This is a genomic window from Paraburkholderia sp. JPY465 (assembly GCF_050436725.1).
In the GTDB taxonomy this organism is placed as follows: Bacteria; Pseudomonadota; Gammaproteobacteria; order Burkholderiales; family Burkholderiaceae; genus Paraburkholderia; species Paraburkholderia youngii.
Window position 1 is genome coordinate 2,190,625 of the sequence record NZ_JBNDMT010000002.1, and the last position, 23,857, is coordinate 2,214,481.

The 23,857-nt window shown below is 62.7% G+C and carries 23 protein-coding genes; 12 read left to right on the forward strand and 11 right to left on the reverse strand.

The features are described 5' to 3' along the window. Window positions 1-58 precede the first annotated feature (58 nt). From QFZ94_RS12225 to shiA, 3 genes are all read right to left on the reverse strand, one after another. Window positions 59-187 (reverse strand): MFS transporter small subunit, encoded by a 129-nt coding sequence (locus QFZ94_RS12225; RefSeq protein WP_018437177.1) that lies wholly within the window; start codon window positions 185-187, stop codon window positions 59-61. 10 nt (window positions 188-197) lie between these two features. Further along, window positions 198-1,601 carry an L-lactate MFS transporter gene (locus tag QFZ94_RS12230; protein ID WP_368584648.1) on the reverse strand — a complete coding sequence of 468 codons (1,404 nt, stop codon included), beginning with the start codon at window positions 1,599-1,601 and terminating at the stop codon, window positions 198-200. Between the two features lie 413 nt (window positions 1,602-2,014). After that, window positions 2,015-3,334 carry a shikimate transporter gene (gene shiA / locus QFZ94_RS12235; RefSeq protein ID WP_429457141.1) on the reverse strand — a complete coding sequence of 440 codons (1,320 nt, stop codon included), beginning with the start codon at window positions 3,332-3,334 and terminating at the stop codon, window positions 2,015-2,017. Between the two features lie 370 nt (window positions 3,335-3,704). Here shiA and QFZ94_RS12240 point away from each other — a divergent pair, with 370 nt between their 5' ends. From QFZ94_RS12240 to QFZ94_RS12265, 6 genes are all read left to right on the forward strand, one after another. Next, complete coding sequence (locus tag QFZ94_RS12240; protein WP_410851480.1) at window positions 3,705-3,923, forward strand: hypothetical protein; 219 nt, start codon at window positions 3,705-3,707, stop codon at window positions 3,921-3,923. After that, a complete protein-coding gene (locus tag QFZ94_RS12245; protein WP_013091210.1) occupies window positions 3,901-4,620 on the forward strand; it encodes a GntR family transcriptional regulator in 720 nt (239 codons plus the stop codon). The genes QFZ94_RS12240 and QFZ94_RS12245 overlap by 23 nt, the downstream gene beginning before the upstream one ends. Before the next feature lie 415 nt (window positions 4,621-5,035). After that, window positions 5,036-6,799, forward strand: coding sequence for a thiamine pyrophosphate-binding protein (locus QFZ94_RS12250; protein ID WP_429457143.1), 1,764 nt, complete (start codon window positions 5,036-5,038; stop codon window positions 6,797-6,799). Window positions 6,800-6,823: 24 nt separating this feature from the next. Further along, a complete protein-coding gene (gene frc, locus QFZ94_RS12255) occupies window positions 6,824-8,071 on the forward strand; it encodes a formyl-CoA transferase (protein WP_429457145.1) in 1,248 nt (415 codons plus the stop codon). Between the two features lie 9 nt (window positions 8,072-8,080). Further along, window positions 8,081-8,896 carry a fumarylacetoacetate hydrolase family protein gene (locus tag QFZ94_RS12260; protein WP_429457147.1) on the forward strand — a complete coding sequence of 272 codons (816 nt, stop codon included), beginning with the start codon at window positions 8,081-8,083 and terminating at the stop codon, window positions 8,894-8,896. A gap of 55 nt (window positions 8,897-8,951) precedes the next feature. Continuing rightward, complete coding sequence (locus tag QFZ94_RS12265) at window positions 8,952-9,797, forward strand: NAD(P)(+) transhydrogenase (Re/Si-specific) subunit beta (RefSeq protein ID WP_410851476.1); 846 nt, start codon at window positions 8,952-8,954, stop codon at window positions 9,795-9,797. Window positions 9,798-9,887: 90 nt separating this feature from the next. Here QFZ94_RS12265 and QFZ94_RS12270 read toward each other — a convergent pair whose 3' ends face one another. After that, complete coding sequence (locus tag QFZ94_RS12270; protein ID WP_368584654.1) at window positions 9,888-10,208, reverse strand: hypothetical protein; 321 nt, start codon at window positions 10,206-10,208, stop codon at window positions 9,888-9,890. Between the two features lie 96 nt (window positions 10,209-10,304). Next, window positions 10,305-11,252, reverse strand: coding sequence for a LysR family transcriptional regulator (locus QFZ94_RS12275; RefSeq protein ID WP_176107657.1), 948 nt, complete (start codon window positions 11,250-11,252; stop codon window positions 10,305-10,307). A gap of 375 nt (window positions 11,253-11,627) precedes the next feature. On the opposite strand from QFZ94_RS12275, the gene oxlT reads away from it, so the two are divergent. The 3 genes from oxlT (at window position 11,628) to QFZ94_RS12290 (ending at window position 15,541) form a co-directional block, all read left to right on the forward strand. After that, window positions 11,628-12,977: an oxalate/formate MFS antiporter gene (gene oxlT, locus QFZ94_RS12280; protein ID WP_429457150.1), complete on the forward strand. Its 1,350-nt coding sequence runs from the start codon at window positions 11,628-11,630 to the stop codon at window positions 12,975-12,977. Window positions 12,978-13,007: 30 nt separating this feature from the next. Further along, window positions 13,008-13,997 (forward strand): LysR family transcriptional regulator, encoded by a 990-nt coding sequence (locus QFZ94_RS12285; RefSeq protein ID WP_429457152.1) that lies wholly within the window; start codon window positions 13,008-13,010, stop codon window positions 13,995-13,997. A gap of 92 nt (window positions 13,998-14,089) precedes the next feature. After that, window positions 14,090-15,541, forward strand: coding sequence for an aldehyde dehydrogenase family protein (locus tag QFZ94_RS12290; protein WP_368584658.1), 1,452 nt, complete (start codon window positions 14,090-14,092; stop codon window positions 15,539-15,541). An 87-nt stretch (window positions 15,542-15,628) separates the two neighbouring features. Here the strand turns inward: QFZ94_RS12290 and QFZ94_RS12295 are convergent, their stop codons facing one another. From QFZ94_RS12295 to QFZ94_RS12310, 4 genes are all read right to left on the reverse strand, one after another. Next, complete coding sequence (locus tag QFZ94_RS12295; RefSeq protein WP_176107661.1) at window positions 15,629-16,606, reverse strand: 2-dehydropantoate 2-reductase; 978 nt, start codon at window positions 16,604-16,606, stop codon at window positions 15,629-15,631. A gap of 156 nt (window positions 16,607-16,762) precedes the next feature. After that, complete coding sequence (locus QFZ94_RS12300; protein ID WP_429457154.1) at window positions 16,763-17,383, reverse strand: LysE family translocator; 621 nt, start codon at window positions 17,381-17,383, stop codon at window positions 16,763-16,765. 105 nt (window positions 17,384-17,488) lie between these two features. After that, window positions 17,489-18,070 carry a hypothetical protein gene (locus QFZ94_RS12305; protein WP_368584660.1) on the reverse strand — a complete coding sequence of 194 codons (582 nt, stop codon included), beginning with the start codon at window positions 18,068-18,070 and terminating at the stop codon, window positions 17,489-17,491. Between the two features lie 177 nt (window positions 18,071-18,247). Then, complete coding sequence (locus QFZ94_RS12310; RefSeq protein WP_429457157.1) at window positions 18,248-18,889, reverse strand: IMPACT family protein; 642 nt, start codon at window positions 18,887-18,889, stop codon at window positions 18,248-18,250. A 114-nt stretch (window positions 18,890-19,003) separates the two neighbouring features. Here QFZ94_RS12310 and QFZ94_RS12315 point away from each other — a divergent pair, with 114 nt between their 5' ends. Further along, on the forward strand, window positions 19,004-19,630 hold the full coding sequence (locus QFZ94_RS12315) for a LysE family translocator (RefSeq protein WP_368584662.1): 627 nt from the start codon (window positions 19,004-19,006) through the stop codon (window positions 19,628-19,630). Window positions 19,631-19,671: 41 nt separating this feature from the next. Continuing rightward, window positions 19,672-20,301, forward strand: coding sequence for a 2-hydroxychromene-2-carboxylate isomerase (locus tag QFZ94_RS12320; RefSeq protein WP_368584663.1), 630 nt, complete (start codon window positions 19,672-19,674; stop codon window positions 20,299-20,301). Window positions 20,302-20,317: 16 nt separating this feature from the next. Here QFZ94_RS12320 and QFZ94_RS12325 read toward each other — a convergent pair whose 3' ends face one another. Then, window positions 20,318-20,572 (reverse strand): DUF2866 domain-containing protein, encoded by a 255-nt coding sequence (locus QFZ94_RS12325; protein WP_013091226.1) that lies wholly within the window; start codon window positions 20,570-20,572, stop codon window positions 20,318-20,320. Between the two features lie 344 nt (window positions 20,573-20,916). Here QFZ94_RS12325 and QFZ94_RS12330 point away from each other — a divergent pair, with 344 nt between their 5' ends. Beyond that, window positions 20,917-22,032, forward strand: coding sequence for a diguanylate cyclase (locus QFZ94_RS12330; protein WP_429457160.1), 1,116 nt, complete (start codon window positions 20,917-20,919; stop codon window positions 22,030-22,032). Window positions 22,033-22,065: 33 nt separating this feature from the next. Here the strand turns inward: QFZ94_RS12330 and QFZ94_RS12335 are convergent, their stop codons facing one another. Beyond that, entirely contained in the window at window positions 22,066-23,805 is a 1,740-nt protein-coding gene (locus QFZ94_RS12335; RefSeq protein WP_410850287.1) for a peptidoglycan D,D-transpeptidase FtsI family protein, read from the reverse strand. Between the last annotated feature and the right edge of the window lie 52 nt (window positions 23,806-23,857).

The window sequence follows — 23,857 nt, forward strand, 5'->3', positions numbered from 1 at the left end:
GGCCTGTTTTCGGCACCCCGTCCCTCAACCGGGCCGGGGTGCGCACCACATCACATCCTTACTTGAACAACTTCGTCGCCTGCGTCAGCGTATTGATCACTCCCCACGCAAGCGGAATCATCACATACAGCCAGAACACCGCGAGCATCACCTTGTTGGTCGGATGTACAGTTTGAACGGTCGACATACGGATCTCCTCACGCGCCCTTGGCGACTTGTGCATCGGTCATGTGGTGCTTCTCATCCACACGCTTGACCAGCAGGTTGCAGATAAAGCCGATCACGAGCAGCACGGCCATGATGTGTACGGTCATCGTGTACGCGTCCGCTTTCGCCACGCCGTTCGCGACTTCATACGCGCGGATGTAGTTGACGAGCACCGGACCCGCGACGCCGGCCGCGGCCCACGCGGTCAACAGACGTCCATGAATGCCGCCGACGAACGTCGTGCCGAACATGTCGGCGAGATAGGCCGGCACCGTCGAGAAGCCGCCGCCGTACATCGACAGGATGATGCAGTACGTCAGCACGAACAGCGCGATCTGTCCGTTCGCGGCGAAGCTCGGCACGAGGTAGTAGAGCACCGCGCCGAGCGCGAAGAAGATGTAGTAGGTGTTCTTGCGGCCGATCCAGTCCGACGCCGACGCCCACACGAAACGGCCGCCCATGTTGAACAGCGACAGGAGCCCGACGAAGCCGGCCGCCGCAGCGGCCGTCACCGTGTTCTTGAAGCTCTCCTGGATCATCACCGAGGCCTGTCCGAGAATGCCGATGCCAGCCGTCACGTTCAGGAACAGCACGAGCCAGATCAGATAGAACTGCGGTGTCTTCAGCGCCTGGTCGATATGCACGTGATTGCTCGTGATCAGCCGGTGCTGCGTCGCCGCGGGCGGCGTCCAGCCGGCCGGCTTCCAGCCCGGCGGCGGCACGCGGATCGCGAGCGCGCCGATCGTCATCGAGATGAAATAGACGATGCCGAGCACGATGAAGGTCTCCGCGACGCCAATGCTCGTCGCGCTTTGAAAGTGCTTCATCAGCGCGACCGACAACGGCGCCGCGATCATCGCGCCGCCGCCGAAGCCCATGATCGCCATGCCGGTCGCCATACCGCGGCGGTCCGGAAACCAGCGGATCAGCGTCGACACCGGCGACACATAACCGAGCCCCAGCCCGATCCCGCCGATCACGCCGTAGCCCAGATACAGCAGCACGATCTGATGCAGGTACACACCGAGCGCGGACACGAGGAAGCCGCCGCCGAAGCAGCAAGCGGCCGTGAACATCGTGCGGCGCGGACCGACGTGTTCGAGCCATTTGCCGGCGAACGCCGCCGACAAACCGAGGAACACGATCGCAAGCGAAAAGATCCAGCCCAAGGCGGTCAGCGACCAGTCATCGGGCGTGGACTGCGTGATGCCGATCACCTTGGTCAGCGGTCCGTTGAAGACCGAGAACGCGTAGGCCTGGCCGATGCACAGATGCACGGCAAGCGCGGCCGGAGGCACCATCCAGCGCGAGAAACCGGGCTGCGCGATGGTGGCCTGTTTCGAAAAGAATGGGGCTGAACCTTGTTGGCTGCCCGGCTCGCTGATGCTACTCATAAGTGGGTCTCCTTACAGTTGTTCTGTTTATCGGCGTTTCGTGCGTTTACCTGAGGCGGCGGAGTGTAACTTGTGCAGACCGTCTCGTCATCGCTATATGTACTTTTATTTCATATGGCCCGTCCCAAGCACCCGAAAATCATGCCTGGGTCGACAATAGGACGCGGACGATGGCTTCGCAATATGAAGCGCGCGGACATAAGGTGTGATCCTGGTCACACGCGGGGATTCTTCAGGCGACTCTGCAAATCGTGGGACGCGCCGAGCTGGTCGCGCCAACTTTCCGATTAGAGGCACTATGCAAACCCGGCAATAAACGAGCCGCGCCCGTCGCGCGGCAAAAAGAAAAACGGGCCGGCGCGGCTTCTTTGCCGCGTCGGCCCGTCGTGTATCGACGACTAGTTTCGCCGGTATCAATCGATCTTGCGGCCGGTCTTCATGCGCGCTGCAACGAGTACCGAAATCAGACAGCCGATTGCCAGATATGCGGCCACCGGATGCCACGAGCCGCCCGCGAAGCTGACCAGCGCTACCGCGATGAACGGCGTGAAGCCGCCGCCGACCACGCTCGCCACCTGATAGCCGACACCCGCGCCGCTATAGCGGTACTCGGTGCCGAACAGCTCGGTGAACATCGGCTGCTGCACGCTGACGACCATGTCGTGTGCGATGTTGGCGAGCATCACCGCGAACACGACGATCCATACGGTCGAACGCGCTTCGAGCGCGAGGAAGAACGGCACCGCGCTGAACACGCCGACCAGCGCGCCGATCATATAGATGCGACGGCGGCCGAAGCGATCCGCGAGCGACGCGAAGCAGGGGATCGTCACACAGCTGAGCGCGCCGACGACGAAGCCGATCGTCAGGAAGAATTCGCGCGGCATGTGCAGGTTCGTCGTCGAGTAGCTCAGCGCGAACGCGGTCACGATGTACATCGTGAACAGTTCGGCGAGCCGCAGCGCGATGATCAGCAGGAAGGCCTTCGGATGGCGCAGCAGCGCTTCGACGATCGGCAGGCGCACGCGGCGCTCGCCATGCTTGCCGACCTTCTCGACGAACTCCTGCGACTCCTCCATGCTCGAGCGGATCCACAACGCGATCAGCACCAGCACGACACTGAACAGGAACGGCAGACGCCAGCCCCAGCTGAGGAACGCGGCGTTGTCCATGGAGCGGCTGATCAGCGCGACGAGACCTGTGGACAGCACGAGCCCGACGCCGTAGCCGACCTGCACGCCGCTGCTGTAGAAGGCTTTCTTTTTCTCAGGCGCGCTCTCGACCGCCATCAGCGCCGCGCCGCCCCATTCGCCGCCGACCGCGAAGCCTTGGATCGCGCGCAGCGTGACGAGCAGCACCGGCGCGAGCCAACCGATCGTCGAAAACGCCGGCAGCAGACCGATCGCGGCCGTCGACAGACCCATCATCATCACGGTGAGCACCAGCATCCGCTTGCGTCCGAGCCGGTCGCCGTAGTGGCCGAACACGAAGCCGCCGAGCGGGCGGAACAGGAAACCGACGCCGAAGGTCGCGAACGCGGCGAGCGTGCCCATCGCCGGGCCGACGTTCGGGAAGAACTCGGCGTTGAACACGAGCGCGGCGACGATGCCGTACAGCAGGAAGTCGTACCAGTCGACCACGGCGCCGACAAAGCTGCCGAGTGCGGCCTTGCGAGCCTGATTGCGCGCTTTGCGGTGAGTGGCCACTGCGGCCTGCGGGTGGGTGGTGCTCATCGAGTCTCCTTCAACGTGACATGGGCTTGAGTCGATCGCGCCGCGCCGGTAAGGCATTCGACGCGATCGCTCCGCGGCAGGACGTCCGGAAGGTTAATGACGCGCCCCGGAATTCACAATCCGCGCAATGGTGAAAGTGCGCGATCATCGCACGGGGCTGCGCGAATAGCGCGCGTTTTGCGTGTTTACGCCAAGCGCCAACGAGACAATCGCGGGCAATGATGTGGGCGAACCATGAAGCCCTGTGGCGTGCTAACGTGGGGCATCTTAAAAACAACAGACGTTGATATACTACATACCGAATATTGAAAATTGCGGCGTTGCAGCATATGATTGAGGAATCATCTTTCTCAATCGTTCGGAGTCGCACGTGGAATTCGTACCTCTCGCGCTGTTCGCCGTTGCTGTCGTAGGGTTGGGCTGTGCCGCCACCGTTTTGCTGACCGACTGGATTCCCGACTCGATCGGAGCGCTTGCATCGCAACATGGCCGCTTCGTGGGGCTCGGCGAGCAGCGCGGCAAAGCGGCGGCGCCGAATCGCGCGCGTGTTCAAGCAGAGGCGATGAATGTCGTCAGAACTTCCAACTGAAACAGTGGCCACCCCGTTGACCCTGTCGTTGCAGCCCATCGGCGCTAGCGCGAGCTTGCGCGATCAGGCGTATGCGATGCTGCGTCAGGCAATCGCCGACGCGGATATCTACCAGAATCGCGAAGAAATCCGTCTCGACGAGCGCGTGCTCAGCGAATCGCTCGGCGTGAGCCGCACGCCGGTGCGCGAGGCGATGACACTGCTCGAGCAGGAGGGCTTCCTGCGCATGGTGCCGCGGCGCGGCATCTACATCGTGCGCAAGAGCAAGCGCGAAATCGTCGAGATGATCCAGATGTGGGCCGCGCTCGAAAGCATGGCCGCGCGCCTCGCCACGCTGCATGCGACCGACGAGGAAATCGGCCGCCTGCGCCATATGTTCGACAATTTCCGCGATACGACGCCGGCCGAGCATATCGCCGAGTATTCGGATGCGAACATCGCGTTTCATCAGGCGATCGTCGAGCTGTCGAAGTCGCAGATCATTCTCGACACGATCAAGAACATCTTCATCCACGTGCGCGCGATCCGGCGCATGACCATCTCGCAGAGCGACCGGGCCGCGCGCTCGATCGTCGATCATCTGCGCATCATCGAGGCGCTGGAGAAGCGCGATACCGAACTCGCGGAGCGGCTCACGCGTCAGCATTCGCTCGATCTCGCGGCGTTCGTCGAAGCCAATTGCGATTTTCTCGATTGATGGCGGCGTAGGCCCCTGATTGCCTGCTGACTTCGAAAAGCCCGCGGTGTGCAAGCACCGCGGGCTTTTTGCGTTCGCGCGCTTCGAGCGAGCACCCCGCTGCGGGATAAACCGTGCTTGACGGCCTGAAAAATATGGTATGTGATATATCAACAATGACAGCCGCCATTCGCGACTCAGTGTTTTCCCTTGAAACAACCGCCGCAAAGCCTTGCGGATTCAGCGCAAAGCTACGGCTGACAGGCTTGAGCAGTAAGAATTTCGCGCCGTTTCTGTCTCGAAATTGGGCTTGAACGAATGTGATATATCACATACGGTATCTTCGAAGCCGCGAGACGTCGGTGCAGCCGGACGTATATCGAAGCGGACGCGTCCGTCGATAACCGTTGCACATCCGATAGATGAGGAGATGACCATGTCTGCAGTTGTTTCATCCCTGAGTCCGGCCACGGCCACCACGACCGCCGACGACACGCTCAAGCAGAAGACCCGCGACGCGGGCGTCGTGTCGGGCGGCCATCTGGTTGCGAAGGCGCTGAAAAACGAGGGGATCGACACGATCTTCACGCTGTGCGGCGGCCACATCATCGATATCTACGACGGCTGCGTCGACGAAGGCATCCGCATCATCGACGTGCGCCACGAGCAGGTCGCCGCGCATGCGGCCGACGGCTACGCGCGCCAGACCGGCAAGCTCGGCTGCGTGGTGACTACCGCCGGCCCCGGCTGCACGAATGCGGTGACCGGCATCGCCACCGCGTTCCGCTCGGAAAGCCCGATCCTGCATATCGGCGGGCAGGGCGCGCTGACCCAGCACAAGATGGGTTCGCTGCAGGACCTGCCGCACGTCGACATCATGGCGCCGATCACGAAGTTCGCCGCGAGCATATCGAGCACCGAGCGCGTCGCCGACATGATCTCGATGGCCGCGCGCGAATGCTTCAACGGCGCGCCCGGTCCCGCCTACCTGGAAATTCCGCGCGACGTGCTCGACCGCGAAGTCGACGCGACGCGCGCGATCGTGCCGCGGCCGGGCCACTATCGCGCGTCGACCAAATCGATCGGAGACCCGCACGACATCGAGAAGCTCGCCGACATTCTCGTCAATGCCGAACGCCCCGCGATCCTGTACGGCCAGCAGGTGTGGACCGCGCGCGGGCACGACGAAGCGATCGCGCTGCTGCGCGGCATCGAGATTCCCGGCTATTTCAACGGCGCGAGCCGCGGACTGCTGCCGCCGGGCGATCCGCATCACTTCGATCGCACGCGTTCGCAGGCGTTTGCGAATGCCGACGTGCTGATCGTGGTCGGCACGCCGTTCGATTTCCGCATGGGCTACGGCCGACGCATCAGCAAGGAATTGACGCTGGTGCAGATCGATATGGACTACCGAACCGTCGGCAAGAATCGTGATATTGATCTGGGCCTCGTCGGCGATCCGGGCGCGATTCTCGCTGCGGTGCTGCAAGCCGCGAGCGGTCGTATCAAGGACGACAAGCGTCAGGCGCGCCGCAAATGGATGGCGCAATTGCGCGACGCCGAAGCGACCGCGACCGAAAAACTGCTGCCGCTGTTCCGCTCGAATAGCACGCCGATTCATCCGTATCGCGTCGCGTACGAACTCAACGAATTCCTGTCCGACGACACCATCTATATCGGCGACGGCGGTGACGTCGTGACGATCTCCGCGCAAGCGGTGCGCCCGCGCCGACCGGGGCAGTGGATGGACCCCGGCGCGCTCGGCTCGCTCGGCGTCGGCACCGGCTTCGCGCTCGCGGCGAAGCTCGCGCATCCGCACAAGGAAGTGCTGTGCTATTACGGCGACGGCTCGTTCGGCATGACCGCGTTCGACATGGAAACCGCGAACCGCTTCGGTGCGCCGTATCTCGCGGTGGTCGGCAACAACTCGGCGATGAACCAGATCCGCTACGGCCAGCTTGCCAAATACGGCGAGGAACGCGGCAACGTCGGCAATCTGCTCGGAGACGTGCCGTTCAGCAAATTCGCCGAAATGCTCGGCGGCTATGGCGAGGAAGTGCGCGATCCCGCGCAGATCGCGAGCGCGCTGCAGCGTGCGCGCGAAGCGATTCATCGCACCGGCCGCTCGGCGGTGGTCAACATCTGGGTCGACCCGCGCGAATACGCACCGGGCACGAAGAACCAGACCATGTACAAATAACCTTCATCGTTCAGGAGATACGACATGGCCAAGGCACTCGACGGTGTGCGCATCCTCGATTTCACACATGTGCAATCGGGGCCGACCTGCACGCAATTGCTCGCATGGTTCGGCGCGGACGTGATCAAGGTGGAACGGGCAGGCGCGGGCGACATCACGCGCGAGCAACTGCGCGATATTCCCGACGTGGATAGCCTGTACTTCACGATGCTCAATCACAACAAGCGCTCGGTCACGATCGACACCAAGCATCCGGAAGGCAAGCAGGTGCTCGAAGCGCTGATCCAGAAATGCGATGTACTGGTCGAAAACTTCGCACCGGGCGCACTGGACCGGATGGGCTTCACGTGGGAGCGGATTCAGGAATTGAATCCGCGCATGATCGTCGCATCGGTGAAGGGCTTCGGTCCCGGTCCGTACGAGGACTGCAAAGTCTATGAGAACGTCGCGCAATGCGCGGGCGGCGCGGCGTCGACCACCGGCTTCGACGACGGCCCGCCGGTCGTGACCGGCGCGCAGATCGGCGATAGCGGCACGGGGCTGCATCTCGCGCTCGGCATCGTCACCGCGCTCTATCAACGCACGCATACCGGACGCGGCCAGCGCGTGCTCGCCGCGATGCAGGATGGCGTGCTCAATCTGTGCCGCGTCAAATTGCGCGACCAGCAGCGGCTCGACCGCACCGGCGTGATGAAAGAGTATCCGCAATATCCGAACGGCACGTTCGGCGACGCGGTCCCGCGCGCGGGCAATGCGTCGGGCGGCGGGCAGCCGGGCTGGATTCTGAAGTGCAAGGGCTGGGAGACGGACCCCAACGCGTATATCTACTTCATCACCCAGGCGCCCGTGTGGGCGAAGATCTGCAACGTGATCGGCAAGGAAGAGTGGGCCACGGACCCCGACTACGCGACGGCACCCGCGCGCCTGCCGCGACTGAAAGAGATCTTCGCGGAAATCGAACGCTGGACGATGACGAAGACCAAGTTCGAGGCGATGCAGATCCTGAACAAATACGACATTCCGTGCGGCCCGATCCTGTCGATGAAGGAAATTGCCGAGGAGCCGTCGCTGCGCAAAACCGGCACGATCGTCGAAGTCGATCATCCGCAGCGCGGCAAGTATCTAACCGTCGGCAATCCGATCAAGCTGTCCGACAGCCCGACCGACGTCAAACGCTCGCCGCTGCTTGGCGAACATACCGACGAAGTGATGGCCGAACTCGGCTACTCGGCCGAGCAGATCACGGCGCTGCGCACGGCTGGCGCGATCTAGGAGCGAGGCATGCAGACGTGGATGCGGTTCATGTCGGGCGACGGCGGCATCGTGTTCGGCCGTGTCGAAGGCGCCTACCTGCACGAGTACGAAAGTCTCGCGCAGCCGGTGCCGACCGGCGCGGTTCTGTCGCTGCGCGCACTGACGCCGCTGGCGCCATGCGCGCCGGGCAAGATCGTCGCGCTGTGGAATAACTATCACGCGCTCGCGGCGAAGCTCGACAAACCCGTGCCTACCCATCCGCTGTTTCTGATGAAGCCGGCGGCGTCGGTGATCGGCGCGGGCGAGCCGATCCGCCGGCCGCGGCATTACGCGGGCAAGATCGTCTACGAGGGCGAACTCGGTATCGTGATCGGTCAGCGTTGCCGCGATCTGGATGTGCAGCAGGCGGAGGCGGCGATTTTCGGCTACACGCTCGTCAACGACGTCACCGCCGCTGATCTGCTCAACGAAAATCCGCATTTTCCGCAGTGGTGCCGCGCGAAAAGCTTCGATACGTTCTGTTGTCTGGGTCCGGCCATCGTCTCCGGTTTCGACTGGCGGGCGGCGCGTCTGCTGACGACGCTCGACGGCCTCGAGCGTCAGAACTATCCGCTCGCCGATATGGTCTTTTCGCCGGCCGAGCAGGTGAGTCTGATTTCGCAGGATCTGACGCTCGAACCCGGCGACGTGATCGCGTGCGGCACTTCGGTGGGCGTGGGCTCGATCAAGGACGGCGCAACGGTGTCGATCACGATCGACGGGATCGGCACGCTGAGCAATACCTTGAGCGCGGCGCCGCGCGACGAGCCACGGCGATTGGGCGATACCGCGAACGTCGGTTGACGAGAGCAGGGACCTCGGGGCTGTTGCCTTGTCGTCGCATCACGGAGGATCACGCGTGCCGCAAGCCTGTGGGAGTGCCGTGTTGATGGATCTGTTGCTGCTGCTTGCGGTGGCCGTCGCGATGGCGCTGGTCACCGTGCTGACGGTGGCGGTGACCGCGCTCACGCGACGACGCTTCGGCGCGCGTTCGGCGCATCGGCACACATGTGTGCGCGAACCAGATCCGACACACAGGGCCCGGATGCTTGCATTGCTCGGCTGCGGCATCGGTTTGGCGGTCGCGTCGGTAGGCTTTATGGGTGACCTGTTGGCTGCGGCGCGCGAGAGCACCGAACGCATCGAACTATTTTCAGCCGTACTGATCGGCGCGCTGATCTTCGCGACCTGTGCGATCGCGTTCTTCAAACTACGCGGCGTATTGCAACTCGAGGCAGTCGCGCTGCCGGGCCATCACGTCGTCAATCTGTTTGCGCTGCTGTTATGCGGCTGGCTCGGTTACAGCTTCGTCACCGAACAGGCCCAGCCATTCGGACTCGCGGCATTGCTCGCGACGGGCGCGCTGGCGGTGGCGATGGGCGTGCACCTGATGCTGAGCCGCGAGTACTCGGCCGAACCCGTTCACGCGGCGCATCACGACAGTTGCGCTCCGCGCATGCGTGCGTTCGCCGCGCGCAGCGATGGCCTGGCGATCGGCAAACCGGGCCTGCTCGCGAACCTCGAGTGGCACGGTGGGGAAGAGCAGACGTGGGCGCTTCGCGATGACGCGCCGGCGATGATGCGCTTGAGCGCCTGTGCAGAGCGTCGGGATGGGCGTGACGGTAGACGAAGCAATGGACGGCAGCGCGACGGTTCACGCAAATGTACGCACAAGCGGCCGGTTCATTTCACCACGCGCCGCTAATCGACGATGCATACGCCGCTGACAAACCTGATTGCCAATAGCGACGACGGCGGGATGATGATCCCGCCGCCCGAGTCTTCTTCAATACTTCTATTCACCAACTGCAGCGGCGAATTCGCTGTAGTACTGCATCTTCCTGTGCAGAATGAGTTGCGCGAGAAAGTCGGCATCGTACGCGCGATGCAGATGGCTGTGATAGCGCTCGATATAAGCGGTGATTCGCGCCAACTCGCCATTGAACTCTTTCAGCATGTCGAGCGTCGCACGGTCCCAGCGAAACCGCAGGCCGAGATCGCTGAACGCGGCATTGTAGGCGCTCAGATGCGCATCCTCGGAATGGTCTTCGCGATCCGCCGCCGCTGTGCGAGCGTTGCGTGTACTGATACGGGATTCAACAGGAGCGTGGTTCATGATCGGCCTCCTCGGCTCGCAAGTGAGAGAACTCGCTTGCAGCATAGAAGTCGCGATCGATTTGCAATAGTTAAAGTTTTATTGGCTTTCCATAGCTTAAGGCTTATGCACGCTCAGTTCCTTTACGCGCGTGATCTTTTCGATCAGATTGGCACCTTCCTCCATCAGAAAGCGTTTGAAGGCGACGGCCACCGGCGGCAGACGTTTGTTCTTCCGATGCACGACGTACCAATTGAGCATGACCGGAAAGCTCTCGACGTCGAGCACGACCAGATGACCCAATTGCAATTCGAGGCTGATCGTATGGGCGGACAGAAACGCGATGCCCATTCCGGCAATGACCGCCTGCTTGATCGTCTCCGTGCTCTTGATCTCCATTGCGATCTTCAGATTGGACAGACGGCCGGCAAAACCCTCTTCCATCGAATTCCACGTATCCGAGCCGCGTTCGCGCACGATGAACGCTTCGTTCGCGAGTTGACTGAAGCGGATATTGCGCTTGTGCGCAAGCGGATGAGTGGGCGCCGCGACGATCACGTACGGATGCGGCGCGAACGGTTCATTGGTCGCGTCGGTTTCGTGCGGCGGACGCACCATCACCGCGAGGTCGGTCTGATTGGTCGCCAACTGATGCAGCAGTTCTTCGCGGTTGTGCACCGCGAGATTCAGATCGACACCGGAATAGCGACGCGTGAATTCGGCGAGAAGGCGCGGAAAGAAATAGTCGCCGGCGCTGATCACGGCGACATTCAGCTTGCCGCCGGAGACGCCCTTCAACTGACTCATCGCTTCGTCGACTTCATGGAACTGCTGCATGATCGCGCGGCTGTAGTGGAGCATTTCGGTACCGGCCGGCGTCAGATAGATCTTTTTGCCGAGTTGCTCGAACAGAGGCAGCCCCGCATGTTCTTCGAGTTGCCGGACCTGGGTGGAAACGGCCGGCTGGGTCAGATGCAATTCCTCCGCGGCGCGCGAAAAGCTCAGGTGGCGCGCCACCGTTTCAAAGACCTTCAGTTGCCGCAGCGTTGCATTGCGCATCGTCATGGTCGATGTATAAGGAAACGTGAATCGACATAATAACAAACTTTAATTATGAGTAATTCAGCAATGACCCTAGCATGAAACCTATAAGAAGCCGAATAGCCACTGAAATACGCGGGTTAACGCATAGATATGTGGTGTGGCGGACTCAATAGCAGGGAATAAGCTGTAATGCTTACCGGCCGAAGCGAAGTTCTGGTCGGAATAAAGCAAGAACTATCATCAAAAAACGGGTTCGGGGGATTTGCGGAAAAGCATAAAAGCATCGACTTCTAGATTTCCCGAATAGCGAAGTTCTCGGGCCATAACGATAAGGCGGGACACATCCAGCGCGGCGCGTAAGCCGGCTGCACTAAATAAATAGTGGAGACAAGGCTCATGGACAATATCACCCAGCAATCGACGACCGGTATGTCGTGGCGCAACCGATGGTCGCAATTGGTCATCGGCATGATATGCATGGCGCTGGTGGCGAATCTGCAATATGCGTGGACGTTATTCGTGGCTCCTATGCATGCGCGGCATCACTGGAGCGAGGCGTCGATCCAGCTCGCGTTCTCGATCTTCATTCTGACCGAGACGTGGCTCGTGCCGTTCGAGGGCTGGCTGGTGGATCGATTCGGGCCACGCCCGGTGGTGGCAGGCGGCGCGATATGCGCGGGTTTGTCCTGGATTCTCAATTCGTATGCGACGACGCTCGGCATGTTGTATTTCGCCGCGGTGATTGGCGGGATAGGCGCGGGCGGTGTGTACGGAACATGTGTCGGCAATGCGCTGAAGTGGTTTCCCGACCGGCGCGGTCTAGCCGCGGGTTTGACGGCCGCGGGCTTTGGCGCGGGCGCGGCGCTGACGGTGATTCCGATTGCAAACATGATTACGAGCCGCGGCTATGAAGCGACGTTCCTGTTCTTCGGCATCGTGCAAGGCGTCAGCATTCTGCTGCTCGCGATGCTCCTGACGCGGCCGATCTTGCGTCAGGCAGGGATACGCAAGAGCCGCTTCGCGGTGTCGAAAGTCGATTTCACGTCGCGCCAGATGATCAAAACGCCAGTGTTCTGGGTGATCTACGCGTCATTCGTCGCGGTCGCGGCGGGTGGTTTGATGGCGACCGCACAGATCGGCCCGATCGCGAAAGACTGGGGCTTAGCGCGCATTCCGATGTCGGTCTTCGGCGCTACGTTGCCGCTGCTGACTCTCACGCTGTCGATCGACAATATCTTCAACGGCTTGACGCGTCCGCTGTGCGGCTTCATCTCCGACAAGATCGGCCGTGAAAACACGATGTTCGTGATCTTCATCGGCGAGGGACTCGCGTTGCTCGGCATGATGCAGTTCGGCAGCAATCCGTATGCCTTCATGGTCTTTGCCGCGCTGATCTTCCTGTTCTGGGGCGAGATCTTCTCGATCTTCCCGGCGACTTGCGCGGATACGTTCGGCAGCAAGTATGCGGCCGCCAATGCAGGCACGTTGTACACCGCGAAGGGCACGGCCTCGTTGCTGGTGCCGATCGCGTCGGTGCTCGCGGCGACGGGCGGCTGGAACCTCGTCTTCATCGTTTCTGCCGTCATCACGATCGCAGCCGGTATTTCCGCGAAGTTCATCCTCGAGCCGATGCGCACGCGCTGGATCGAATCGCATGATGAACCTCAGGGCGCGCTGGCCGTCGCGGGCCATGGCAATGGCAATGCGTCGAGAATGAGTCACTGGCCGGAACAGTCCGGCGAATAAGCTGAGCGTCGCGCGCCCGGAACCGACGCCATGAATGTTTCGTTGCAGCAGCTCAAGGTATTCGTCGCGGTCGCGCGCGAGCGCAGTTTCACGCGCGCGGCGCGCGAGTTCGATCTGACGCAGTCGGCCATCAGCCGTTGTGTGCGAGAGTTGGAAGACGCGGTCCAATTGAAGCTATTCGATCGCACGACACGCCAGGTCGAACTGACGAATGCGGGTGCGAGTCTCGAGAGAAGAATCGGCCGGCTGCTCGACGAAATCGAATTGACGCTGCTCGAAGAGCGCGCTGCTTACGACGGACAGACGGGCGTCGTGTTATTCGCGAGTAATCCGGTGTTGTCGTCGGGCTGGGTGCCGCGGGCTTTGGCGCAGTGCGCGTCGGTTTATCCCGAGCTGGTCGTGTCGGTGAAGGATCAGCCTCAATGCAGCGTACTGGCCAGTGTCGAGCAGGGCGAGGTGGATTTCGGCGCTCTCTGTGTGACTGCACCCGTCGATAATCCACTATTACATGCTCAGGTACTTTTCACTACGCCATTGCATGCGGTGCTTCCGTCGGTGCATCCGCTAGCCCAGCACGACAGCATCGGATGGCACGCGTTGCGCGAATGTCCGTTGATCACGCTGAATGGCGATACCGGCGTGCGCGCTGCGCTCGAACCGGTACTCGCCGCGAACGAATTGAAGCGCCGGCCGATGCAGGAACTCGGACACGTTGCGGCAGTAGTGCGCATGGTCGAATTGGGACTGGGTGTCGGCGTATTGCCTGTCGATGCGTATTGGCCATCGCCGGGAGCTTCATTGGTGAGTCGTCCGCTGATCCCCGAAGCGACATTGACGACGGTACTCGTGCACCGCAGAAACCGCTCGCTTCGTCCCAATGCGGCTGCTGCGTGGGCACAGTTCGTCGCATCGACGACCGGTCATGCGCGGATCGCCGACGAAATGCCTGCCGCAGCCGCTGTCGCAACGCAAAGCTTCAGCTGGCAGTCCGTGCGGCAAAGCCTGTTGCCAGAACCTTAGATAGGGGCCGACCGACAAGCTCGCGCAATGCGCGGGATTCGATCGATGCGCCGCCAGTCAGCCATATAACGTCCTACTCAAGGAGCTTCATGATGGATATCCAGTCCGACCTCAGGCAACATGATCTGTTGATCGACGGCAAGCGCATGCCGCCAGGCACCGGCGAATATTCCGTCGATATCAACCCCGCGACGGAGGAGCCGATCGCGCTGGTCGCGCAAGGCAGCGCCGCCGACGTCGATGCCGCGGTGCGCGCGGCGCGCAGCGCATTGAAGGTATGGAATTCGATTCGCGCCGCCGAACGCGGCCGCATCCTGCAACGGCTTGCGGGTCTGATGCGCGAGAACATGGAAGAACTCACCTCGCTCGAAAGTCTCGACTGCGGCAAGCCGATTGCCGCGGTGATGCGTCAGGACGTGCCCGCCGCGATCGATACCGTCGAATACTACGCAGGCTGGTGCGACAAGATCAACGGCCAGGTGGTGCCGACGCGTCCCGATGCATTGACCTATACGCTGCGCGAGCCGGTCGGCGTGGTCGCCGCAATCGTGCCGTGGAATTTTCCATTGATGATCGGCATGTGGAAGATCGCGCCCGCGCTCGCATGCGGTTGCACGCTGATCGTCAAGCCCGCCGAGATCACGCCGCTCACCGCGTTGCGCGTCGGCGAGCTGGCGCTCGAAGCCGGTGTGCCGCCGGGCGTGCTCAATATCGTCACCGGCAAGGGCAGTGTGGTGGGCGACGCGCTGGTGACGCATCCCGGTATCGACAAGGTCACGTTCACCGGTTCGCCTTCGGTCGGCCGAGGCATCCTGCAGGGCGCGGCGGGCAACTTCAAACGCGTGACGCTGGAACTCGGCGGCAAGTCGGCCAACGTGATCTTTGCGGATGCGAATCTCGACAATGCGGTGCGCGCCGCGGCGTCGGGCGTCTTCTTCAATACGGGGCAAGTGTGCTCCGCTGGGTCGCGGATACTCGCGCATCGTGACGTGTACGACGAAGTGGTCGAGCGTCTGGCAACGCGCGCGAAGTCGATCAAGGTCGGCGATCCGTCGCTACGCGAAACGTCGATGGGACCGCTGATTTCGGCCGCTCAGATGAAGACCGTATTGAGCTATGTCGACACAGGTCGCTCGGAAGGCGCGTCGCTCGTGACGGGTGGCGCGCGCGTCGGCAATCGCGGCTTTTTCGTCGAGCCCACCGTGTTCGCGAATGTCGAGCACGAGATGCGCATTTCACAGGAAGAAATCTTCGGGCCCGTGGCAAGCGTGATCCGGTTCGAAGACGAAGCGGACGCGATCCGCATCGCCAATGGCACATCGTATAGTCTCGCGGCCGGCGTATGGAGCGCTGACCTGAGCCGCGTGCATCGCGTGGCGCGCGACCTGAAGGCGGGCACGGTGTGGATCAATACCTACGGCTATACGGATGTGCGTTTGCCGTGGGGTGGTGCTGGCGATTCGGGCTTCGGTCGCGAGCATGGCGATGTCGCGATCGAGAACTTCACTGAACCGAAAGCGGTGTGGGTAGCGATCGATCAATAGCGGCTAATGTGAAAAAGGATCGGATGCATGGCATCCGATCCTTTCTGTCGTGTTGCAAGAAGAAAAATGAGCTTAACGGGTACCTGGTCAATTACCTTGCAATGCCATCTTCTCGCGCAATTTGATCAGTGCGAGCACGACGTCGATGGTGGGTGTCGGTTCGGCAACGAGTCGGCCCATTTCCTGCACGACGGTCAGCAAAGGATCGATTTCCATCGGCCTGCGGTTCTCGAGATCGACGAGTGTCGATGTCTTATGCGCACCGACCGCGCCGGCGCCGTCAATACGCCTTTCCACATCGACACGAAAGTGCACGCCGAACTGTTCCGCGATTCGCTTCGCTTCGAGCATCATCGTGCGTGAAACCGCGCGCGTGCCCGGGTCGCTCGTGAGGACATCGAGCGTTGCATGCGTCAACGCGCTAATCGGGTTGAAGCACAGATTGCCCCACAGCTTGAGCCAGATTTCGTCGCGAATGTTGTCGCGAATCGGCGCTTCGAAGCCGGCTGCCTGCATGATCTCGTGCAATTGCTGAATGCGCGGGGTGCGTTCGCCACTCGGTTCGCCGATCGGGAACTTCTTGCCGTACACGTGCTTGATCACCCCCGGTTCGACGATTTCCGCCGCCGGATAGAGTACGCAGCCGATCGCGCGCTCGGGTCCGAGCTTGGTCCATTGCGAACCGTCGGGGTCGACGCTCGCGAGGCGGGTACCGGCAAAGCGTCCGCCATGCTGATAGAAGTACCAATAGGGAATGCCGTTGACGCCGGTAACGATCGCTGTGTGCTTGCCGAGCAGTGGCTGCATCGAATCGACCACGCCGGGCAGCGAATGCGCCTTCAGCGTGACGATGACGACGTCCTGGACGCCGAGTTCGCTTGGGTCTGAAGTACAGCGCACCGGCGCGCTGAATGTTTCGCCATCCATGATCAGGCGCGCGCCGTGTTCACGCATGGCCGCCAGATGCGGGCCGCGCGCAATGAAGCTGACGTCCGCGCCGGCGCGCGCCAATTGCACGCCCATTAAACCGCCAATCGCTCCCGCTCCGAAGATGCAGATCTTCATGATGTCGCTCCGTGACGATGAAAAAGCCGTTCGCCCAATGCCGCATTGCACCACTTCGCGGCCGGTCACGGTTCGAGCATAAGGGGGAGCAACGAAAGCTGATAGTTAAAGTTTCTCCGCCGATGTATTAGCTATTCGTTATGAAAAGGCCCCGCCTCACGCGCGCCGAACCAGCAGAAAACTCACGCCGATCGCCGCGAGAAAGCCGCCGCAGCAGCGATTGAACCAGCGGCGAATCTTCGCGCGCATCAGCCATTTGCCGAGATACATGCCGGCCCAGGAATACAAGGCGATCGCGACCCATTCGAGTATCAGAAAGCTCGCACCGAGCGCGGCGAATTGCGGCAGGATCGGCTGCGCGACGTCGACGAATTGCGGCAGAAACGCGGTGAAAACCAGAATTGCCTTCGGATTGCCGGCCGCCACGAAGAATTCGTGCCGTGCAATGCGCGTGAGCGCGGCTTCCTGGGGTTGCGAGGTGTCGATGGCGGGCGCGTCGCTGCGCCACAGTTGGATCGCGAGCCAGATCAGATACGCGGCGCCCGCGAGTTTGATCGTCAGAAAGATCCACTCGGACGCATGCAGCACGACGGCGAGACCGGTCGCGGCGAGCGCGAGCATCATCGCGAAGGCGAGCAGCCGGCCGCTGCCGCCGACGAATGCCTTGATGAAGCCATGCCGTGCCGCGACGTTGATCGAAAGCAGGTTATTGGGCCCGGGTGCGAGGTTGATGGCAAAGCAGGCGGGCAAGAAGAATAGCCAGGCGGTAAGGGACATGACGGCTGCATTCCGAATAGATCATGATGCATCGCGCGGAGGATCGCGCGCGATGCGTTACCGGGATTGTAGCGAAACCACGCCGCGCCTCCGCCTGCCGAGTGTTTAGTTCACCGCCTTGACAAAGCCAGGATCGCCGATCAACGTATCGACGCTGAGCTTGACCGTGTCTTCGATCGCGATCGTGTTGCTGGTGAATTTCGGTGACTTCTGCTTCACGGTGCGCGTGGTCGTGTACACGACCTTCTGGGTCGCCGCATCGACGACCACGTAGTGCATTTTCAGCGTCCACAGCGCCGGCGAGCGCTTATCGTCCACCGTAAAGGCTTCGATGCTGCCGCTGAGCACGCGCTTGTTGTCGTCGATACGGAAACCGGCCACTCGCAGGCTGTTCGCGACGCCATTGCGCACGACGAGGCTGACCTCGTCCTTCAGCACGAGCCCGGTCATCCCGGTGTTTTCGATGCGGTTCGGGGACAGACGACCGTCGCGCGCGGGCAGATACGCGAAGTCGCTTGCAGGGGCGACGCTCAGCGAGCCGGTGCCGTGGGTCTTCGGGTGCGTCGCGCTGGCGCTGCTATTCAGGCCGAACCACGACCACGAGCACGCGGACAGCAGCGTGGGCAGAAGCACGGCGCCGCAGCCCTTGAGCACAACGGATCTCAACGGCGAACGCGCAGCAGCCATGCGGGAGAAAGCGGCGGTCGAAGTCAGAGGAGTTGCCCTTTTAAGTGGAGTCAGCCCGGTGAAGAACAGCATGGTAGCAGCGAAGCTTGCGTCTGGCTGGCTAGCCCGGCCATCATAACGGGCCGCGATAGCGATGGACATCGGGACAACGCCCGAAGGGCGTTCGACCACAGCCGCTCAGAAAAAGCCCGCCTTGCCCTGCGTGATGTCGGTCAGCGTTGCCTTGGCGCCGTCGAAAGCATTGGCGGGCACGCGCATCGTCATCTTCACCAGCATGCCGTAGGCGCTGTCCACCAGCGGATAGCCTTCGGCGTCCATCCATCGACGGACTTTGGCTTCGTCTGCATAGCTGACTTCGACGCCCAGCGAAACCTGGGCAATCCTCTCGACGCGCGGCGCGTCGAGCAGCGCGGACGCGATCGCATCGGTGTACGCGCGCACCAGACCGCCCGCGCCGAGCTTCACACCGCCGTAATAGCGTACGACGGCCGCGAGCACGCCATCCAGATCGTGATGCCGCAGCACTTCGAGAATCGGCCGACCGGCGGTGCCGGACGGTTCGCCGTCGTCGGACATGCCGGATTGGCCGCCCGCGAGCAGCGCCCAGCACACGTGCGTCGCGGCCGGATGTTCGTCGCGCAGACGCTGCAATTCGGCCATCGCGGCATCGCGATCGGCGACCGGGAGCGCATACGCGATGAAGCGGCTCTTGCGAATCTCGAGTTCCGCGCTCAGCGGCGCGGGCAGGGTATAGGTGGGCAAGGCGGAAACGTCGGTGGATGAAAAGAAGCACGCGGTACGCGTCGCGATGTCCGACATGGTAACGGATCGTCCAGGCGAGCGAGGCGCCGCGGGCAGGTTCGCGGCTTCGACTACAATGGTCCGCTGAACCCGCGCCCATCATTTCGATGCCGCGCATCGCGAGGAGACGACATGCTTGATCTATCCACGTTGGGGACTTTCGTTGCCGTCGTGCTCGGGCTCTTTCTGATTCCAGGCCCGGCCGTGCTGCTGGTTTTGACGCGCACCATGCAAGGTGGACGCAAGGCCGGCATTCTGACCGGTCTCGGCATCGCAGCCGGCGATTTCGTGCATACGCTGGGCGCCGCGATCGGCCTCTCCGCGCTGCTGATGACATCCGCGCTCGCGTTCAATGCGGTGAAATTCGTCGGTGCCGCATACCTCGTCTATCTGGGCATTCGCGCGTTGCGCGAAAAGCAGGCGAGTGCGCATCTGCCGGTCGTCGCGCCGGTGTCGGGTTCGAAGGCGTTCTTGCAGGCGATTCCCGCGGAAGTGCTGAACCCGAAAACCGCGCTGTTTTTCCTCGCGTTTCTGCCGCAATTCGTTCGCCCCGAACATGGCTCGACCTTCCTGCAGTTCGCGACCCTCGGGCTGATTTTCGTTGCCATGAGCGCGCTTTATACGACGCTGATCGTTCTGACGATCCGGCCGCTGGGCAAACTCGTGAAGCGTTTGACGTGGTTGACGCGTTGGCAGAACAAGCTCATCGGCGTGCTGTTCATTTCACTCGGCCTGCGCGTGGCGGTGCAAACACGCTGAGTGCGGATGCGCGAGTGGCACGCACGATTCCGGAGACAGCGATGAATGAAGATCCAACCTCGTCGGCGCGCGCGATCGAGTTCTGGTTCGACTTCGGCAGCAACTACAGCTATCTGAGCATGATGCGGATCGAAGCGTTGGCGGCCGCGCGCAACGTGACGATCGTCTGGCGGCCGTTTCTGCTCGGCCCGGTATTTCGCCAGCTCGGGTTCGAGAACTCGCCCTTCGTATTGCAGAAAGAAAAAGGCGCATACGTGTGGAAAGACATGGAGCGTCAATGCCGCAAATACGGCCTTGCGCTCACGCGTCCCAGCACGTTTCCGCGCGCGGCGCTTCTCGCGATGCGCATCGCGCTGCTGGGTGCGAACGAGCCGTGGATCGGTGCCTGGTGCCGCCAGATCATGCGGTTGAATTTCGCCGACGACCGCGACATCGGCTCGATCGACGTCGTCAGCGAAGCGCTCGACTCGCTTGGCTTACCCGTGCAGAGCGTGATCGACGCCGCGCAAAGCGACGCGAACAAGCTCCGCTTGCGCGAGCAGACCGAACGGGCCATCGGCAAGGGCATCTTCGGTGCGCCGACGTTTTTTGTCGGCGGCGAGATGTTCTGGGGGAATGACAGGCTGGAGGACGCGTTGGACTACTGCGACGCGATCGCGGCGCGCCAATGAACGTCGACCGGAGCGCTCAATCAGCCTGCTGACAGAAGCGCCGGCCCGGTACATGTGAGACCACGGCCTGGGCGATTTCGAGTGGAGTACTTTCGGCGGGAACGACGCGACGGCTCGATTCGGGTTCGTGCTTCATCGTCCATTCGACGAGCCGGTATGAGCGGCCCCAAGGCTGTTGCAGCGGATCGGAGACCTTGCAGGAATGAATCTGGCGAGTCCACTGATGGCCGGGCATCGCACGCAGGTGTTCGACTACCATCTCTTCAACCATGATTTACCTCCTTCTTCTTGTGCGCGGGACCATGCTCGGCCGCGTTTTCGGCACCCTTCAAGAAAAAACGCCGCCGATGTTCTGGCGGCTCAACAGGGGATGAAGTACATACTTGCAGCGAACTATTAAGCGAAACTTAAGAGCCGCAATCATTACGCAAACGGACCTCGCAGCGTGTAAGCGAGTGCAAGCGAATGCAAGCGAGAGTTGACAACAGTGGACGCGCACGCTCCCATGCTGGCCGAAGCGTCGCGAGCCTGCCCTCAAGACCCCGGCGGATCGGCCGTTATCAGTAGAGTTGGGGCGTCGACCCCGTTCGCCTTCAGGGCCGCCTTGCTGATACCGTGACGAAACCCGCCCAATCGCCGCTTTCCGAGCGTCTTCGCTCGCTCGTCGACACCGTGCAGCACAACGAGCGCACGTTGCGGCGCTTCCAGAACGTCGAGTTGCGTTTGATCGGCGCGCAGGATTTCGCGTCGTTTCTCGATACGTTGTTCAGCCATCTGCCGCGCGAATTCGCTCTCGCGAACGTGGTGCTGTGGCTCGACGACCGCGCGCCGATGCTGCTCGAACTGCTCGAGCCGGGCAACCTGCAAGCGCTCGATCATGCGCAGCTGAAGACGTCGCGCGAGGGCGGTCTCATCGCGCGGTCTCTGTGCGAGGACGATCGGCCGTGGCTCGGCCGCCCTGGCGAGATCGACGACGACGCGCGCCGCGCGTTGTTCGGCGCCGTGCCGGCCCAGGTGCCGGCCAGCGCGATCCTGCTGCCGCTCGCCGCGGGCAAGAGCGTCAGCGGCTATCTATGCCTCGGCAGCGACGACCCCGCGCGCTTCGTCGCCGGCATGGCCACCGACATCCTGGAGCGCTTCGCAAGCATCGTCACCGCGAGTCTCGACAACGTCGCGCATCGCGAGCGGCTCAAGCAGCTCGGCATGACCGATGCGCTGACCGGCCTCGCGAATCGCCGCTATTTCGACGAGCGGCTGCGCGAGGAGTTGATGCGCGCGGTCCGTTATCGCGCGCCGGTCGCGTGCCTGTTCATCGATATCGACGGTTTCAAACGCATCAACGATAGCCATGGCCATCAGATCGGCGACCGCGCGCTCGCCGCGGTGGCGGCCTGCGTGCGACAGCAGGTGCGGCTTGGCGACACCGTCGCGCGCTACGGCGGCGAGGAGTTCGCCGCGCTGGTGCAAGGCGATCTCAGCGACGCGCTGACCGTCGCCGAGCGCGTGCGGCTGGCGGTCGAGAATCTCGATGTGCGCGACGCGCACGGCGAGCGCATCGAGTTGTCGGTGTCGATCGGCGTGGCTGCGCGCGTGGTCGCGGGCAGCCCGGCCGACGCGATGTCGCTCGGTCAGGCGATGATGGACGAGGCCGATCGCGCGATGTATCAGGCCAAGCGCAACGGCCGCAATCGCATCGAGGCGCACGCCGATGCGCTCGATGAGCAGGGCTGATCGAGCGACGCCAACCCCAACACCAACTGCGCATCACACCCCGGCCGCATCCGGCGGCACCCCGAGCAGCTGCAATGCGCCGCCCATCACGCCGCTGAACACCGGTCCGGCGACCGTGCCGCCATAGAACGCCTTGCCGGCCGGGTCGTCGATCATCACGGCGACGATCAGGTGCGGATCGCTCATCGGCGCCATCCCGACGAACAGCGCGCGGTAGCGATTCGGCGCGTAGCCCGCGCCGATCTGCTTGCGCGCGGTGCCGGTCTTGCCGCCGACGCGATAACCCGCCACGCTCGCGGCGCGCCCGGTGCCGCCTGCGCCCGTGGCCATTTCGAGCATGTTGCGGATCGCGCGCGCGGTGGCGGGCGTCGTGACCGGTTCGCTGCGAGCGGCGAACGACGTCGGGTCGTTCGCATCGAGGGGCTCGCGCAGCAGGCTCACGCGCCGCAGGGAGCCGTCGCCGGCATAGGCGGTGTAGACCTGTGCGATTTGCAGCAGCGACACCGACAGCCCGTAGCCATACGCCATCGTGGCCTGCTCGATCGGGCGCCAGCGGCTGTACGGCCGCAGCTTGCCGGCGGCCACGCCGGGGAAGGGCAGCTCGGGCTTCATGCCGAGACCGTATTGCTGGTATTTGGTCCAGATCGTTTCGGCCGGCAGGTTCAGCGCGAGCTTCGCGAGCGCGATATTGCTCGACTTCTGCACCGCCTCGGCGACCGTCATCGCGCCGTGATTCGACGTGTCGTGAATCACGGCCGGACCGATCCGATACCAGCCTGGCGCGGTATCGATGATGCTTTGCGGCCGCACCTTGCCTTCGTCGATCGATAGCGCGACGACGAGCGGCTTGATCGTCGAACCCGGCTCGAACGTGTCGATTACCGCGCGGTTGCGCAGTTGCCGGCCGGACAGGTGCGTGCGGTCGTTCGGATCGAAGCTCGGGTAGTTGGCGAGCGCGAGGATTTCGCCGTTGCGCGCATCGAGCACAACCACGCTGCCCGCTTCGGCGCGATGCTCCGCGATCGCGGCTTTGAGTTGCGTGTACGCGAGTTGCTGGATACGCCGGTCGATCGTCAGCTGGATCGTCGCGCCGTTGCGTGCGGGCACGAGCGGCCGCGTCTCCGAGATCACGCGGCCGAGCCGGTCGCGGATCACTTCACGCTCGCCCGGCACGCCTTGCAGTTGCGCGTCGGCGGAGAGCTCGACGCCTTCCTGGCCGTGGTCCTCGATGTCGGTAAACCCGACCACGTGCGCGGCCGACTCTCCTTCGGGATAAAAGCGTTTGGTGTCGGCGACCTGCGTGATGCCGGCGAGCCCGAGGCGCGACAGATGCTCGGCGGTGTCGGCATCGACCTGGCGCTTGAGCAGCACGAAGCTGCGCTCGCCGTTCAGACGCCGGCGCAGTTCCGCGGGCGGCAGATCGAGCAGCTTCGTGAGCGGCGCGAACGCGCTTTCGTCGACGAGCTTCGGCGTGGCCCAGATTTCGTACGTCGCGAGACTGACCGCGAGCATCGAACCATTGCGATCGACGATCCGGCCGCGCGTCGCGTCGAGTTCGAGCAGGCGCTGATAGCGCTTCTGCCCCTGGTCGACGTAGAAGTCCTGATTTACGACCTGCACCCAGAACGCACGGGCTGCGAGCGTCGCGAACGCGGCGAACACCAGCAGCACGATGAACTTCGAGCGCCACGCGGGCAGCCGCGCATCGAGCAGCGGGTTCTTCGCGGCTAACGCATAGGGATCGGGTGACGGAGGTTTTTTCTGGCGGATCATGGCGGCGGGCAGCGGGCGCTACGTAGCTTCGATTGAACAAGGCCGCCAAAAC